Here is a 15484-nt window from a genome sequence, read left to right as displayed (position 1 = left end):
AGGTAAGCGACCACCTCTGCTCCGTGCCCTCCCCCTCCGTCTGGCAAGTGCCAGCCACCTCCCCCTGGCGGGGGAGGATCGCAAAACGGAATCCCCCAAACGCAAAACGGCGGCCGGACCGAGGTCCGACCGCCGCCTTATGCCGCCGCTTAGGGCAGGCGTTAGCTTAGCGCGCGACTGCTGCGACGCCGCCGGCTGCACCGGTGGCTTCGGCGGTCTTGAACGCGACCGGTACGCCGCCCGACACGCCCGAGACGCGGTTGCCGCGCACGATCAGGTGGAAGGCCTGGCCCGACGGATAGCGATGGCCGTCGATGACCTGGCGCTCGCCGGCCTGGGTCGAGGTGAAGACATAGGTGCTGCCTTCGTGGACGAAGCTCTTCTGCGGCTCGCCGGCCATGCCGATCGAGGACGTCAGGGCTGCCGCTGCTGCTGCGATGATCTTGATGGTATTGCGCATGATCGTGTCTCCCGCGTTGTGCGTTGAGCCGGATCAGGTCCTGTCCCAACTCTCGAATACGGGAAATATTGCAGTGCAGCATGAGTCGCAATTGCAAAGCCATCGACCGCGATTGCGTCAAATGCAACGGCGAGCCGGGCTGTCTGCGCGACCGGTGACATAGCGTGCAGGATCGTGACATATTCGTACGACATCTTCGGCGCATAAAGGTCTCGAAGGAGACGACCGGTGCCTGCTGCCAGTATAGCGCTCAACCGTTTCGGCCTTGGCGCAAGGCCGGGCGACAGCGTCATCGGTGATCCGGCGCGCTGGCTCGTGGCGCAGATCGAGCGGTTCGAGCCAAGGCCGCCTGCGATCGCCGACGCCGCGTCGAGCGCGACGATATCCGTCGGCCTGAGCAAGTATTTCGCGCAGCAAAAGGCGATCAGGGCGCAGTTCGGTCCCCGGGGACAACGTCCGGCGGCGGCGGCGATAGCGGCGCCCGGTCCTGCCATGTCCGGAACGGCACCGGCCATGTCCGGAACGGCACCGGCCATGTCCGGAATGGCACCAGCCATGTCTGGAATAACACTAGGAATGTCCGGAACGGCACCGGCGATGGCCGAGCCGGCCGCGATGGACCCCGGCGATGCCGCACGACAGGAGTCCCGGCGACTGGCGGGGCGGCAGAGTCGCGATGATTATGGCGGCGCCGTTGCCGCGCGCACGATCGCCGCGCTCACCACGGAGGCGCCGTTCGTCGAGCGACTCGTACACTTCTGGGCGAACCATTTCGCTGTCTCCACCGAAAAGCTGGAGGTCACCGGACTCGCCGGGCCGATGGAGTTCGAGGCAATCCGGCCGCATGTCCTGGGCAAGTTCGCCGACATGCTGAACGCGGTCGAGCGGCACCCGGCGATGCTGCTGTATCTCGACCAGACCGTCTCGATCGGTCCCGGCAGCGTCCTGGGCGTTCGTCGCGCACGGGGCGGCAAGCAACGGACCGGCCTGAACGAGAATCTCGCGCGGGAAATCCTGGAGCTGCACACGCTGGGCGTCCGCAGCGGCTATACCCAGGCCGATGTGACCGAGTTCGCGCGTGCGATGACGGGATGGACCGTGGCCGGTATCGGTCGCGGCCCCGGCGCGCGCGACGATGTGGCGACGCCCGGCGCGTTCGTGTTCGCCGCCGACGTGCACGAGCCCGGCGACCGCACGATCATCGGCAAGCGCTATCCCGCTGCGGGCGAAGCGCAGGCCCAGGCGGTGCTGGCCGATCTGGCGGTGCACCCCGCGACCGCGACGCATATCGCGACCAAGCTTGCACGGCATTTCGCGGGCGACACGCCCCCGCCAGCGATGGTGAAGCGTCTCCAGGCCGCGTTCCTGAAATCGGGCGGCGACCTGCCGACGGTCTACCGCGCGCTGGTCGCATCGCCCGAGGCGTGGGTGACGCAGCCGGTCAAATTCAAATCGCCGTGGGAATGGTATGTCTCGACGCAGCGCGCGCTCGGCACGACGACGATCCAGCCTGGCGTGACCGTAGGCATGATGAACCAGCTCGGCCAGCCGGTGTGGAAGCCGGGGCAGCCGGTCGGCTATGACGACGTCGCCGCCGCCTGGGCCGGGCCCGATGCGATCCTGCGCCGGGTCGAGGCGGCGGAGAGGTTCGCCGCGCGTGCGGGGCCGGTCGATGCGCGTGCGCTCGCGCCGACGCTGTTCCCCGCGTCGCTCAGTTCCGCCACCACGCAGGCACTCGCCCGCGCGGAAAGCCCGGCCCAGGCGCTTGCGTTGCTGCTCGTCGCGCCAGAATCGATGCGGAGGTAATCATGCTCGACCGTCGTTCCTTCCTCTCGACCGGTACGCTCGGCGTGCTGGCGTCCGCCTTCGCACCGCGCATCGCCTTTGCGAGGGCCGCCACCAACAAGCGGTTCGTCTTCGTCATCCAGCGCGGTGCGGCGGACGGGCTCGGCACGATCGGCGCGGTTGGCGATCCGGCGTTTGCGGGCGTACGCGGCGATCTTGCTGCGGATTTCGCGACGGGCACCAAGCTCGACGGTATGTTCGCGCTGCACCCGGCGATGGTGGCGAGCGCTGGCCTCTACAAACAGGGGCAGGCGCTGTTCGCGCATGCGATCGCGTCACCCTACCGTGACCGCTCGCATTTCGATGGGCAGAACGTGCTCGAGACGGGCGGCGCGAGTGCGTACCAGGTGCGCGACGGCTGGTTGAACCGGTTGCTCGGCGTGCTGCCGGCGGATCAGGCGCGCGCGATCGCGGTGGCGGCAACGGTGCCGATGGCGCTCCGCGGGCGGCGTGACGTCGCGTCCTATGCGCCGTCGAACCTGCCCGACGCGTCGGACGACCTGCTGCAACGCGTGGCGATGCTGTACGACGGCGATCAGCAGCTGCACGGCTTGTGGAGCGAGGCGATGGCGACGCGCCAGCTGACCAGCGATCTCGCGCAGGACGACGGTCGCAACGCCGCCGCGACCGGCGCACTCGCCGCGCGGTTGCTGAAACCCGACAATGGCGCGCGGATCGCGATGATCGAGACCGGCGGCTGGGATACGCACACCGGCCAGCGCGGAAGGCTCGCCGCGCAGTTGAAGGGCCTCGACGCAATGATCGCATCGCTCCAGACGGGGCTGGGGCCGTTATGGGCCGACACGATGGTACTGGTCGCGACCGAGTTCGGCCGAACCGTCGCGGTCAACGGCACCGGGGGGACCGATCACGGAACCGGCACCGCGACGATGCTGTTCGGCGGCGCCGTAAAGGGCGGACGAGTCGTGTCCGACTGGCCGGGCCTGGCCCCCGCCGCGCTGTATGAGGCGCGTGATCTGAAGCCGACGATGCAGCTCGATGCGTTCATCGGCGGCGCGGTGTCCTCGCATTTCGGGATCGAGCCGGCGCGGACGATGGCAGCGCTATTTCCTGCGAGTGCGAAGACCGCGGCGATGGAGGGCTTGCTGCGCGCGTAATCGTCAGCGTCCGCTCGTCGTCTGCCCACTCCGTTCGTCATCCCCGCGAAGGCGGGGAACCATATCCTCAACCGCCCGCGATCAATCGTGAAGCTAGCCGGTATGGGTTCCCGCCTCCGCGGGAACGACGGAGGGCTACGGGCGCAGCCTTCAACCCGGCTACGGGATTAAAATTGAGCGCCACGCCGCGATGGTCTAGAGCGCGCGTTTCCTTGACGTACCGGGACCGCCATGACGCTCTACACCCGTTTTGCCGCGCATATCGATGCGGCGCTCGACACGCTGACCGCGGCGGGCACGCTGCCGAGCGGGCTTGACCGCAAGAACGTCACGGTCGAACCGCCGCGCGACACGAGCCATGGCGATCTCGCGACCAACGCCGCGATGGTCCTCGCCAAGCCCGCCAAGACCAATCCGCGCGTCCTCGCCGATGCGCTGGTCGCCGAACTGTCGAAGCTTGAGGACGTCGCCTCGGCGAGCGTCGCAGGCCCCGGCTTTATCAACATGAAGCTGACCGACGACGCTTGGCGGGCCGAGCTCGCGGCGATCCCCGAGGCTGGCGCCGACTACGGCCGCTCGACGCAAGGCGCGGGCATCACGGTCAACATCGAGTATGTCTCGGCCAACCCTACCGGGCCAATGCACATGGGGCATTGCCGCGGTGCGGTGGTCGGCGATGCGCTTGCCAACCTGCTCGAATTCGCCGGCCACAAGGTGATCCGCGAATATTACGTCAACGATGCCGGCGGGCAGGTCGACGTGCTCGCGCGCTCGGTCCACCTGCGGTACCGCGAGGCGCTCGGCGAGACGGTCGAAATCCCCGAGGGCCTGTATCCCGGCGACTATCTCGTCCCCGTCGGCCAGTCGCTCGCGAAGGAATTCGGCGACCGCTACGTCGGCGCACCCGAGAGCGAATGGCTGGTTATCTTCCGCACGCAGGCGGTCGCCGCGATGATGGTGATGATCCGCGCCGATCTTGCCTTGCTCGGGATCGAGCACGAGGTGTTTGCCTCGGAAGCCGAACTCCAGGCCGCCAAGAAGCCGGAAGCGGCAGAGGCGGAACTGCGGTCGCGCGACCTCGTCTATGACGGCGTGCTCGAAGCGCCGAAGGGCGAGACGCCCGACGACTGGGAGCCGGTCGAGCTGCCGCTGTTCCGCTCGTCGCAGTTCGGCGACGATCAGGATCGCCCGATCAAGAAGTCGAATGGGTCGTGGACCTATTTCGGCGCCGATCTCGCCTATCACTTCCAGAAGAGCCAGAGCGCCGATCAGCTGATCGACATCTGGGGCGCGGATCATGGCGGCACGGTCAAGCGGATCGTCGCAGGCGTAGCGGCGCTGACCGGCGGCAAGACGCGGTTCGACGTGAAGCTGGTCCAGATGGTCCGGCTGTTGCGCAACGGCGAGCCGGTCAAGATGTCGAAGCGGTCGGGCAATTTCGTCACGCTCGCCGATGTCGTGCGCGAGGTCGGCAAGGACGTCGTCCGCTTCACAATGCTGACGCGGCGGTCGGATGCGCAGATGGATTTCGACTTCGCCAAGGTGGTCGAGGCGTCGAAGGACAATCCGGTTTTCTACGTCCAGTACGCGCATGCGCGGATCGCATCGCTGCATCGGCGCGCGGAAGAGGCGGGAATTACGCCTATTTCTGCCGATTTGTCCCGGCTTGATACGGACGAACTGGCACTCGTGCAGCTCGCGGCGCAGTTCCCGCGGCTCGTCGAGATCGCCTCGACGGCACGCGAACCGCATAGAATCGCGTTCTATCTCTATGACTTGGCCGCCGCGTTCCATGCGCTGTGGAACGTCGGCAACGACCGTCCCGATCGCCGTTTCCTGGTAATCGAGGATCCGCAGGCCACTGCGGCACGGCTTTTCTTGGCGTCCGCTATAGGGCAGATTATTCATAACGGCCTCGCCATCATGGGTGTCGAAGCGGTTTCGGAGATGAAGTGATGGCCGACGACATGGATCTACGCGAGGAAGACCGGCTCCCCTGGCTCGAAACCGTCGAGCCGGACGAACAGGACACCGTGGGCATCGGACGCGTCATCGCGCTCGTCGTCCTCGGGCTGGCGGTGCTCGCGGCGATCATATTCGGCATCTACAAGCTGCAGCAGCGCGCGCCGACCGGCGACGGCCAACTGATCGCGGCGCAGGAGGGCGACTACAAGGTCAAGCCCGACGAACCCGGTGGCCTGAAGGTCAAGGGAGAGGGCGACTCGGCGATCGCGACCAGCGCGGGCAAGTCCGGTAACGGCGCGATCGACCTGCGCGGCGTGCCCGAAGCGCCGGTGGCCGGCAAACGCGCCACGGCGCCCAAGGCGACCGAATCCGCGGGGCGCAATGCCGTCGCTCAGGTTCCTGCGTCGGGTGGTCGACTCGTCGCGACCGCGCCGATGGCGCCATCGCGATCAGGTGTCGCGGGCACCGCCAATGGCGGTTCGCTGGTCCAGCTCGGCGCCTATCCGAGCGAATCGTCGGCCAACGCCGCATGGACGAACTTCTCGAAGCGGTTCGCGTATGTCGCTGCGCTGGGCAAGTCGGTCCAGCCGGTCGCAACGGGCGGCCGCACGCTGTACCGACTGCGCGTCAACGCAGGCAGTGCGAACCAGGCGGCGGATATCTGCGGCCGGCTTCGTGTCGCAGGGGAAACCTGCTTCGTCGCAAGCTGATGGTGTCGGCTGATCGGGTGGCGGCCCGGTCAGTCTGATCCACGGATCGATAGTAATCTCAGGCGACGAGATAGCCCGGTTACTGTGCTAACAGTGATGCGTCCGAGCGCCCGCGCGCTGCCGTCGAGTTCGAGCGCCACCTGGCAGACGTTAGGCTTCTTTAGAACGAGATACGCCCAGGTATGCGACATGCAGGTCTCTGCATCCGCTGGAGGCTACCGCACGGCTCTCAGCACGTCACAGCTTTCAGCGCATGCGCGCAGACTCTTCCGCGCTACTTTTAGCGGCGATGCTTTCCGCCGTATTTGCGACCGATATAATCGCCGATCTGGGCAACCTCGGTTGCAGCAGCACGCGCACCGCTCATCTGGCAGGGCAGCGGATCGCTCTCGTGGTTTGCGACGCGCGCCTGAACCTTGTCGCAAAGCTCCTCGATGTCCGCGCGCGACAGGACATTCTTCTCGCGCAACAGACAGATCAGGCTCTGCAGGATGACGAGGTTCTTGTCCTCGGGATCGCTTTGGAGTTCCGGGTATGTCGCCATTTGACCTCTCCTTGCAGCAGGTTGGAACAGGATATGCCGAATCGGTTCGGGTGCAAGCGCTAAGATTTGCGTCATAAACCTGACCGACAGGCGATAGATTGGCGCTTTGACCATGCATCGATCGCTATCGGTTCGATCGCCATGGGGTGCACAAGTCCATTTCCGGGTATCCTTTTTGACCCGCGCTGGGCATCGACAAGCCTATCGGTTGTCAATCCATGTTGCCCGGATTGTCCGTCAGGCGACCACGAAACGTCAGGCAGGGTGACGTGCGGGGCGCGGACGCCTATCTCTGTCTTATGTACAAACCAAAAGCCGGTCTTCCGACGCGCGAGCAGATCCTCGACTTCATCGCCACCTCCGACGTGCCCGCGGGCAAGCGCGAGATCGCCAAGGGCTTCGGGCTCAGCGCGCAGGACAAGATCGGGCTGAAAGCACTGCTCAAGGACATGGCCGACGAGGGGCTGATCGACAACGCCCCCGGTCGCGCGTTCCACAAGATGGGCGGTATCCCCAAGGTGACGGTGTTGCGGATCGCCGATGTCGACGACGGCGGCAACGTCTGGGCGGTGCCCGAGCGCTGGGAAGCCGAAGGCGTGCCGCCGCCGCGTCTCCGTGTTCGCGAGCGCAAACGTGGTGCGCTGGGCGTCGGCGAGCGGATTCTCGCGCGGACAGAGGAGGCCGGGAACGGCTGGATCGCGCATCCGATGAAGGTGCTCGCGCCCGCGTCGGAGCAGGTGCTCGGCGTGCTGCGCGAGGAGGCCGGGCGGCTGTGGCTGACGGGTGTCGACAAGCGCGAGCGGCGCGAGTTCGCGGTGGCGGATGCGGGTGGTGCTGCGCCGGGCGATCTCGTGCTGGCGGAACTCGCGGGCAAGCCGCCGAAGATCGCCGCGCGCGTCGTGTCGAAGCTGGGCGATCCGTTTGCGGCGCGGAGCTTCTCGCTGATCGCGATCCACAAGCTCGGCATTCCGGACGTGTTCTCGCAGGAGGCGCTCGACGAGGCTGAGCGCGTGTCAAAACTGCCGCTTGGTGAGGGCCGCGAGGATTTGCGCGACCTGCCGATCGTCGCGATCGACCCTGAGGATGCGCGCGATCACGACGATGCGGTGTGGGCGGAGGCGGATGACGACCCTTCGAATGCGGGCGGGTGGAAGGCGATCGTCGCGATCGCCGATGTCAGCTTTTATGTGCGGCCGAAGTCGGAGGTGGACCGCGAGGCGCGGCGGCGCGGGAACTCGGTGTATTTCCCCGATCGCGTGGTGCCGATGCTGCCCGAAATCCTGTCGGCGGAGGTGTGTTCGTTGAAGGAGGGCGCGGATCGCGCGGCGCTCGCGTGCCATTTGCGGATCGGCAAGGATGGGTCGCTGAAGTCGTGGCGCTTCACGCGGGCGGTCGTGCGGATCGCGGCGAACCTGGCGTATGAAGAGGCGCAGGCGATCATCGATGGGATGGCGCAAGGGGATATTTCCACGGAGGATACCCTTGCGGATCGAGGTCCCGACTTTCGTCGGGATGACGAGCGCGTGGCCCAATCTCTGGTCCCCCTCTGGGCCTGTTGGCATGCGCTGGCCAAGGCGCGAGAAGCCCGTGCGCCGCTCGATCTCGACCTTCCCGAGCGCCGTGTCGTGCTTGACGAGAAGGGGCGGATCATGTCCGTTTCCCCGCGCGAACGGCTCGACGCGCATCGGCTGATCGAGGACTATATGATCGCCGCCAACGTCGCCGCTGCCAAGGCGCTGGAGGCGAAAAAGGCGCCGGTTATGTACCGTATCCACGAGCCGCCGAGCCGCGAGAAACTGGCAGCGTTGAAGGAATATCTCGAGACCTTCGACGTGCCGTTCGCGCTGGGGCAGGTCGTGCGGCCTGCGACGTTCAACCACATCATCGAGCGGATCGGCGATGCGGATTTTCGGCCGCAGGTGATGGAGCAGATCCTCCGTACGCAGACCCAGGCCTATTATGCGCCGGGTAATCACGGGCATTTCGGCCTCAGCCTGGGCAGTTACGCCCACTTCACCTCGCCGATCCGGCGGTATGCCGATCTGCTCGTCCACCGTTCGCTGGTGTCCGCTTACGGCCTCGGCGAGGGCGGGTTGCCTGCGGACGATGCGGCGAACATGGAGTCCGTCGGCGAGATCATCAGCCGGCTCGAGCGCCGCGCTATGGAGGCCGAGCGCGACACCACCGACCGCTACGTCGCCGCGTTCCTGTCGGAGCGCGTCGGCCAGGTGATGGACGTCCGGATCACCGGCGTCACCAATTTCGGCTTCTTCGCGACGGTCGAGGGGATCGGTGGCGACGGCCTGATGCCGGTGCGCGATCTGGGCGGCGAGTATTTCCGCTTCGACGAAGGCGCGCGGACGCTGACCGGCGAGCATAGCGGCGACGTTTTCGCGCAAGGCCAGACCTTGGAGCTGCGGCTAGCGGAGGCGAACCCGGTGTCGGGCGCGCTGCGCTTCGAGATGCCCGAGGGGAAGGGGGCTGCTCCCCCCATGCGCGGCGGGCGCAAGCCGGCTCGCGAGATCAAGCGGCGCGGTCGCCCGGCGAATATCCGTCATCAGGGCAAACGACGTTAGGATTTGGGCAAACACCCCCGCATTATGCGGTCCTGTCGTGGAGAGAGTAGTATGCAGCGTTTTATTCTAGGCCGGTCGCGACGACGGATCGTCAAGGATTTCGTTGCGGCGAAGGCAACGGCGCCCGAGCGCGCGATCGCGTACGAGGCGGAGGATGTGCGGACGTTCCGACGGCTGTGCAGCTATGGTGCGATCGTCGACGACGGGGCAGGGCGCTATCATCTCGACGCGCGCAGGCTCGGCGCGTTTCGTGGCGCGGTGCGGCGGCGGGCGGCTGCGATCGCGGCGACGTCGGGAGTCGTCGCCAGTGCGGCCGCCGCGGCGACGGTGTTCGCGCTGGCGGAGTGAGGGGGGCGAGCGCTCACGTTGACGAATGCGCGGGGTTTATCTCCGTCATCCCCGCGGAGGCGGGGACCCATATTCTCCAAGGTCTGCGGCCGTCTCTCCAGCTGGCCCGTATGGATCCCCGCCTGCGGGGGGATGACGTAACGTGGGGCATTCAGAACCAAGCTGCGACAGCGTTTCCAACGTAAGAAATTCACCCGACCGTAAAGCTCAGCCCCGCCTTCGCCACCAACCGGTCGCGCAGTTTCGCCCCCATGAGCGCACCCGGCGTCCAGATCCCGCCATCGCCCTCGACATCCTGCACGAGGCACAATGCCGCCTCCGCGATCATCTTGCTGGTCGAGCCATAGCCCGGATCGCGATCACCCGTGACGACCGCGTCGAGCCGCTCCCCGTCGGGCATGATGCCGACGAACAGCAGGTCGTAATGTCCGGCATCGCGCTCTTCCTTCGATGGTCCTTCGCCGGGCTTCGGCCCCTTGTCGCCTGAGAATGGATTGAACTTGGCGATAGCCTCCGCCGCGACCTTGCCGAGATCGCCCAGTCCCGCGACCATCATCTCGTCATAGACGAAGTCCGCGCCATACGCCTCGCCGAGCAGGAAATTGGTGCGATGGACGTTCTTGGTGTTGATCGGCGCCATCACGAATGGTGCCACCCACGCGGAAATGGTCGTGTCGTATTCGGGGATCAGCCCGGTCGGCTGGTGCGGTCCCTGGAAGCCGGGGGTGAGCGCGAACGGGCTCGTGAGCAGCTTGACGATACCGGGATCGCGCGCGGCGGCGGCGAGCGTCGCCTTGAGGCTCGCCGCGGTGCCGCCCGAGAACGTGCCCTGCATTTTCCGCACGCGACCTTTCACGCGGGGTGCGGGGATGCCGTATTTCGCCTTCGCGGCGTCCTGCAACGTCAGCACGCCGAGATCGAACGGGATTGAGTCGAACCCGCACGAGAACACGATCCGCGCGCCGGTCCGCGTCGCCTCGCCTTCGTGCGCGTCGATCATGTGGCGCATCCAGGCGGGCTCTCCGCAGAGGTCGACATAGCCGGTGCCGGTCGCGGCGCAGGCGGCGACGAGGTCCGAGCCGTACAGCTGGTACGGGCCGACTGTCGAGATGACGACGGTGGCGCGCTCGGCCATCGCGCGCAGGCTGGCGGGGGAGCCGGAGTCGGCAGTGACCAGCGCCGTATCGGCGGGTGCGCCGATCAGGTCACGGACCTCCTGGAGCTTCGCCAGCGACCGCCCTGCCATCGCCCAGCGGACGCCGGCCGGATAGGTTTGGACGAGGTACTCCGCGACGAGTCGTCCGGTAAACCCGGTCGCGCCGTACACGATGATGTCGAAGTCGCGCATGTCCATCTCCTGTTTCGCCGAGTTTGCGCGCGTGGGCGCGGCGTCGCAAGCGAAACGCCGTCGTCGATGCGCCTCGCCATCGGCACGCCGATCTGCCAGCATCGGCAGATGGCATCCGATCGCAAAACCGTCGCGTTCATCGTCGACCAGCTCGCTGCGGCGGGGGAGGTCTCCGCAAAGCCGATGTTCGGCGAATACGGGCTCTATTGCGATGGTAGAATGGTCGGCTTGATTTGCGACGACCAGCTGTTCGTGAAGCCGACCCCAGGCGGACGCGCGTTTGCGGGGGCGATTGACGAGGCGCCGCCCTATCCGGGTGCGAAACCGTGTTTGCTGGTCGACGCGAATCGCTGGGACGACGCCGAGTGGCTGGCCGAGCTTGTCCGCATATCGACAGCGGAACTGCCTGTGCCGAAGCCGAAGAAGGCGAAGGCAAAGAAGGGCTAGCGGGATCAATGGTCAGCGGTTGCAGGATGACAACCCAGTAGCTCGGTCGCCCCGAACTGTTCAGGCGGCTATCCCCCTCGAGCACCTAAGATTTGTTTCCCCGCGAAGGCGGGGATCCAGACTGGGCTCCCGCCTTCGCGGGAGAACAAGGTAGAGTGGACTGTCGTTCGAACGATGTCGGTGACGGAACGGTTTTACCGTAGCGTCGGATCAAGCCGCTGAACCTCGATCGCCCCCTAAGCCGCCTCGTTGAACTGCAAACTCGCCAGCCGCGCGTAGAGTCCGCTGTTGGTCATCAGCGACCCGTGCGAGCCCTCCTCGACGATCTGCCCGTCGTTCATCACTATGATCCGTTCGGCCGCGCGCACCGTCGCGAGGCGGTGCGCGATGACCAGGGTGGTACGGTTCGCCATCAGCCGCTCGAGCGCTTCCTGCACCAGCCGTTCGCTCTCGGCATCCAGCGCACTGGTGGCCTCGTCGAGGAGCAGGATTGGCGCATCGCGGAGGAGCGCGCGGGCGATCGTCACGCGCTGGCGCTGGCCGCCCGACAGTCGTGCGCCGCCTTCGCCGAGGAATGTATCGAGTCCGTCGGGCAGTTTCCGGAGAAACTCGGCGGCGTTGGCGGCTTCGGCGGCAGCCCAGAGCTGGTCGTCGGTTGCGGACCAGTCGCCGTAACGCAGGTTGTCGCGGGCTGACGCGCCGAAGATGATCGTCTCTTGCGGTACCATCGCGATGCGCGCGCGGACCTCCGCCGGATCGGCGTCGCGGAGGTCGATCCCGTCGAGCGTCACGCAGCCGGCGTCTGGATCGTAGAAGCGCTGGACCAGCTGGAACAAGGTGGTCTTGCCGGCTCCTGATGGGCCGACGACGGCGACCGTCTCGCCCGGCTTCACGTCGAGCGAGAAGCCGTTGAGCGCGGCGACGTCGCGGCGCGTCGGGTAGTGGAACTGTACGTTTCCGAACGCGAGTGCGCCGCGCGGCGGTTGCGGCAATGCGACCGGGTTGGCGGGTGCGGCGATCTCGGGCTTTTCGCGGAGCAGTTCGGACAGGCGTCCGGCCGCACCGGCGCCGCGCAGCAGGTCGCCATAGACTTCGGTCAGCGCGCCGAACGCGCCCGCGACGATGCCACCGGTCAGGACGAACGCGGCGATCGCGCCGCCGCTGATCCGGCCGGCGGCGACGTCGATCGCGCCTTCCCACAGCACGAGCGTGATCGACCCAAACACGAGCCCGATCACGATCGCGGTCATTACGGCACGCAACAGGATCCGCGCCCGCGCCGCGGCAAAGGTCGCGGCAACCGCGTCCGAGAACCGGATCGCCTCGCGGTCCTCCTGGCCGAATGCCTGGACCACCTTCATCGCGCCGAGCGTCTCGGTGGCGATCGAACCGACGTCTGCGACTCGGTCCTGCGAGGTGCGCGAATAGTTGCGGACGCGTTTGCCGAGCAGCGCGATCGGCAGGATGATCAGCGGGATGCCGATCATCAGCATGCCTGCGAGCTTGGGCGAGATCGCGAACAGGTAGATCAGCCCGCCGATGCCGGTGAAGGTGTTGCGCAGCGCGATCGACACCGTGCTGCCGACGACCTGTTCGATCAGCGCGGTGTCCGAGGTGAGGCGCGAGGCGATCTCGGACGGGCGGTTCTCCTCGAAGAAGCGCGGCGTCAGGCGGAGCAGATGGCGTTGCACGTTGGTGCGAATGTCCGCGACGACGCGCTCGCCAAGCCACGAGACGTAATAGAAGCGCACCGCGGTCGCGAGTGCGAGCACGACGACGATCATCAGCAGATAATGGAACGAGTTGGCGACCGATCCGCCTTCGCCGGGACCAAAGCCGCGATCGATCACGCGCTTGAACCCGTACGGGATGCCGATCGTCGCCGCGGACGTCGTCAGCAATGCGAGCCCGGCGAAGGCGATCTGGCGCGGATAGTTCGCGGCGTGACGCCACACCATCGCGAGATCGCCGATCCGGCGGGACGTCTTTTCTTCGGGTATCGGCTTGGCCATGCGCGGGACCTAGCAGTGGCGGGGGTGGCGCTCAACGACAACCGGGCAACGACACCTGGCAACGAGAATCGGGCGCGGTCGAGGATGGCGATCCCGTCGCACTAAGGGGAGCCCGGTCGATCGCGCGTTGCACTGCGGCAAAATTGCGTTACCACCGTGCAAAGCCCAATGAGGCGAGAGGATACCGCATGCTCTACGATGCCTATGAATTCCAGCGTTCGATGATGGCCGGTGCCAGCAAGATGGCCAGCTTCGGTGCCGATATGCTCAACAATCCGGCAAACCCGTTCGCCTATTTTGGCGGTGGTACGGTCGTCGCGTCGGCTCTCGAAGTGTTCGCACACGCGAATGCGACGCGCGGGAAACCTGCCTTCGGGCTCGACTCGACGACGATCGACGGCCGCGAGGTCGCTGTCCGCGAGGAGATCGTGCTGCGGAAGGATTTCGGGCAGCTGAAGCGTTTCGTCCGCGAGGGTGTCGAGGGCGGTCCGAAGCTGCTGATCGTGGCACCGATGTCGGGGCATTACGCGACTCTGCTGCGCGGCACTGTAGAGCGGATGCTGCCGTTTGCGGACGTTTACATCACCGACTGGCGCGATGCGCGCAGCGTGCCGGTGTCGGCGGGGCGGTTCGATCTTGACGACTATATCGATTATCTGATCGCGTTTCTCGAGCAGATCGGTCCGAATGAAGAGCAGGGGGGTACGCACATGCTGGCCGTCTGCCAGCCTTCGGTGCCGTGCTATGCCGCGGCGGCGCTGATGAGCGCGGACAAGAATCCGTGCCGCCCCAAGACGCTGACGATGATGGGCGGTCCGGTGGATACGCGTGAGGCGCCGACCGCGGTCAACACGCTGGCGACCGAGCGGCCGCATGCGTGGTTCGAGCAGAACGTGATTGCGACGGTGCCGGGCAATTATCCTGGTGCGGGGCGGAAGGTGTATCCGGGATTCCTGCAACTCGCCGGGTTCATGTCGATGAACCTTGGCAACCACATGGTCTCGCATTGGGAGATGTATAAGCATCTCGTCCAGGGCGATGGTGCGAGCGCATCGCAGAGCCAGGATTTCTACGAGGAATACCGCTCGGTCTGCGACATGACCGCGGAATTCTATCTCCAGACGATCGATGTGGTATTCCAGAACCATGCCTTGCCGCGGGGGATCATGACGCATCGCGGGCGGCTGGTCGATGCGGCGGCCATCACCGACATCGGTCTGCTCGCGGTCGAGGGGGAGCGGGATGATATCTCGGGTTTGGGGCAGACGAAGGCTGCGCTGACGCTGGCGACCGCGTTACCTGACGAGAAGAAGCGCTATCTGATGGCGGAGGGGGCTGGTCATTACGGGATTTTCAATGGATCGCGCTGGCGGGACAAGATCGCGCCAGTGGTGGAAGAGTTCATCACCGCGAATGGGTAGGGCTTTTAGTCCGTTTCAATAGTCCGTCACCCCAGCGAAAGCTGGGGTCTCCTCGTTGGTTTGCGTTGAGCCTCAAACCGGGAGATCCCAGCTTTCGCTGGGATGACGGAGGGGGAGGGGGCGGTAGTTTCTCGCCCCCTCCCCGGTGGTCTTATGCGATCGAGTTGACCACTGCATGGCTGCTCGACTCGTCCGACTGGATCGTACCGCCGAACAGCATCTTGAGGCGGCCGCCGATCGAGATGTCGGTTTCCCACAGCTCGGCGCTGTCGATGTCGAAGCGCAGCAGCGTCAGGTTCGGGTCTTCCTTGCCGCCCGGAAACCATGCCTCGACCTGGTTGTTCCAGAGCTTGTCGATCTGCGTGCGGTCGTTCGACGTCGAGACGTCGCCGGACATGCAGGCGAAGAAATCATGACCCTTGCCGACGAACTGCGCCATCGCCGCGCCGCCCTTGGCGATGCGGTTGTCGCGGCCGGCGAAGAAGAACAGCGTGTTGGGCTGATCGTCGTCGATCTGCGCGGTCATGGGCTCGGAATGCTGGCCGTCGTTGAGGCCGATCATCACGAACGGGCTGGCCTTCAGCTTGTCGATGAACTTCGCTGCGACTTCCTGCGGGGTATCCTTGTCGGCCATCGTCATTCTCCTAGTGGCTTGGATTGCCTGTGAGAACGGGTGGGGCGGAGGTTGGT

The 15484-nt window shown here is 66.0% G+C and carries 13 protein-coding genes; 8 read left to right on the top strand and 5 right to left on the bottom strand.

The window, feature by feature from the left end:
- Positions 1-166 precede the first annotated feature (166 nt).
- Complete coding sequence (locus VH567_RS08355) at positions 167-460, bottom strand: hypothetical protein (RefSeq protein WP_423324955.1); 294 nt, start codon at positions 458-460, stop codon at positions 167-169.
- A gap of 228 nt (positions 461-688) precedes the next feature.
- Here VH567_RS08355 and VH567_RS08350 point away from each other — a divergent pair, with 228 nt between their 5' ends.
- The 4 genes from VH567_RS08350 to VH567_RS08335 all read left to right on the top strand — a co-directional run bounded on the left by VH567_RS08350 (position 689) and on the right by VH567_RS08335 (position 6098).
- A complete protein-coding gene (locus tag VH567_RS08350) occupies positions 689-2266 on the top strand; it encodes a DUF1800 domain-containing protein (RefSeq protein ID WP_423324953.1) in 1578 nt (525 codons plus the stop codon).
- A gap of 2 nt (positions 2267-2268) precedes the next feature.
- Positions 2269-3423, top strand: coding sequence for a DUF1501 domain-containing protein (locus VH567_RS08345; protein WP_423324951.1), 1155 nt, complete (start codon positions 2269-2271; stop codon positions 3421-3423).
- 231 nt (positions 3424-3654) lie between these two features.
- Complete coding sequence (argS, locus tag VH567_RS08340) at positions 3655-5379, top strand: arginine--tRNA ligase (RefSeq protein WP_423324949.1); 1725 nt, start codon at positions 3655-3657, stop codon at positions 5377-5379.
- The gene (locus tag VH567_RS08335) at positions 5379-6098 is read left to right on the top strand and encodes an SPOR domain-containing protein (RefSeq protein WP_423324947.1); all 720 of its coding nucleotides are present in this window, start codon (positions 5379-5381) and stop codon (positions 6096-6098) included. The genes argS and VH567_RS08335 overlap by 1 nt, the downstream gene beginning before the upstream one ends.
- Before the next feature lie 280 nt (positions 6099-6378).
- Here the strand turns inward: VH567_RS08335 and VH567_RS08330 are convergent, their stop codons facing one another.
- On the bottom strand, positions 6379-6642 hold the full coding sequence (locus VH567_RS08330; RefSeq protein WP_423324945.1) for a hypothetical protein: 264 nt from the start codon (positions 6640-6642) through the stop codon (positions 6379-6381).
- A 299-nt stretch (positions 6643-6941) separates the two neighbouring features.
- Between VH567_RS08330 and VH567_RS08325 the strand changes: the two genes are divergently transcribed.
- Both VH567_RS08325 and VH567_RS08320 read left to right on the top strand, forming a co-directional pair.
- The gene (locus tag VH567_RS08325) at positions 6942-9218 is read left to right on the top strand and encodes a ribonuclease R family protein (protein WP_423324943.1); all 2277 of its coding nucleotides are present in this window, start codon (positions 6942-6944) and stop codon (positions 9216-9218) included.
- 51 nt (positions 9219-9269) lie between these two features.
- The gene (locus VH567_RS08320) at positions 9270-9566 is read left to right on the top strand and encodes a hypothetical protein (RefSeq protein ID WP_423324941.1); all 297 of its coding nucleotides are present in this window, start codon (positions 9270-9272) and stop codon (positions 9564-9566) included.
- A 190-nt stretch (positions 9567-9756) separates the two neighbouring features.
- On the opposite strand, the gene VH567_RS08315 is transcribed toward VH567_RS08320, so the two are convergent.
- Entirely contained in the window at positions 9757-10914 is a 1158-nt protein-coding gene (locus VH567_RS08315) for a saccharopine dehydrogenase family protein (protein WP_423324939.1), read from the bottom strand.
- A gap of 66 nt (positions 10915-10980) precedes the next feature.
- On the opposite strand from VH567_RS08315, the gene VH567_RS08310 reads away from it, so the two are divergent.
- Positions 10981-11361, top strand: a complete 381-nt coding sequence (locus tag VH567_RS08310) for a TfoX/Sxy family protein (RefSeq protein WP_423324937.1) — start codon at positions 10981-10983, stop codon at positions 11359-11361.
- 236 nt (positions 11362-11597) lie between these two features.
- On the opposite strand, the gene VH567_RS08305 is transcribed toward VH567_RS08310, so the two are convergent.
- Complete coding sequence (locus VH567_RS08305) at positions 11598-13373, bottom strand: ABC transporter transmembrane domain-containing protein (RefSeq protein ID WP_423324935.1); 1776 nt, start codon at positions 13371-13373, stop codon at positions 11598-11600.
- 188 nt (positions 13374-13561) lie between these two features.
- Between VH567_RS08305 and VH567_RS08300 the strand changes: the two genes are divergently transcribed.
- A complete protein-coding gene (locus tag VH567_RS08300) occupies positions 13562-14794 on the top strand; it encodes a polyhydroxyalkanoate depolymerase (RefSeq protein ID WP_423324933.1) in 1233 nt (410 codons plus the stop codon).
- Positions 14795-14945: 151 nt separating this feature from the next.
- Here VH567_RS08300 and VH567_RS08295 read toward each other — a convergent pair whose 3' ends face one another.
- Entirely contained in the window at positions 14946-15428 is a 483-nt protein-coding gene (locus VH567_RS08295) for a pyridoxamine 5'-phosphate oxidase family protein (protein ID WP_353435275.1), read from the bottom strand.
- Positions 15429-15484: the final 56 nt, after the last annotated feature.

The sequence above is a fragment of the Sphingomonas sp. 4RDLI-65 genome (assembly GCF_049472435.1).
Taxonomy (GTDB): Bacteria; Pseudomonadota; Alphaproteobacteria; order Sphingomonadales; family Sphingomonadaceae; genus Sphingomonas.
This window is presented reverse-complemented; position numbering and strand designations above follow the sequence as displayed.

Coding starts and splice junctions, on each gene's coding strand:
- VH567_RS08315 (WP_423324939.1), bottom strand. CDS start 10,914: ATGCGCGACTTCGACATCATCGTGTACGGCGCGACCGGGTTTACCGGA.
- VH567_RS08310 (WP_423324937.1), top strand. CDS start 10,981: ATGCGCCTCGCCATCGGCACGCCGATCTGCCAGCATCGGCAGATGGCA.
- VH567_RS08305 (WP_423324935.1), bottom strand. CDS start 13,373: ATGGCCAAGCCGATACCCGAAGAAAAGACGTCCCGCCGGATCGGCGAT.
- VH567_RS08330 (WP_423324945.1), bottom strand. CDS start 6,642: ATGGCGACATACCCGGAACTCCAAAGCGATCCCGAGGACAAGAACCTC.
- VH567_RS08295 (WP_353435275.1), bottom strand. CDS start 15,428: ATGGCCGACAAGGATACCCCGCAGGAAGTCGCAGCGAAGTTCATCGAC.
- VH567_RS08345 (WP_423324951.1), top strand. CDS start 2,269: ATGCTCGACCGTCGTTCCTTCCTCTCGACCGGTACGCTCGGCGTGCTG.
- VH567_RS08335 (WP_423324947.1), top strand. CDS start 5,379: ATGGCCGACGACATGGATCTACGCGAGGAAGACCGGCTCCCCTGGCTC.
- argS (WP_423324949.1), top strand. CDS start 3,655: ATGACGCTCTACACCCGTTTTGCCGCGCATATCGATGCGGCGCTCGAC.
- VH567_RS08325 (WP_423324943.1), top strand. CDS start 6,942: ATGTACAAACCAAAAGCCGGTCTTCCGACGCGCGAGCAGATCCTCGAC.
- VH567_RS08320 (WP_423324941.1), top strand. CDS start 9,270: ATGCAGCGTTTTATTCTAGGCCGGTCGCGACGACGGATCGTCAAGGAT.
- VH567_RS08355 (WP_423324955.1), bottom strand. CDS start 460: ATGCGCAATACCATCAAGATCATCGCAGCAGCAGCGGCAGCCCTGACG.
- VH567_RS08300 (WP_423324933.1), top strand. CDS start 13,562: ATGCTCTACGATGCCTATGAATTCCAGCGTTCGATGATGGCCGGTGCC.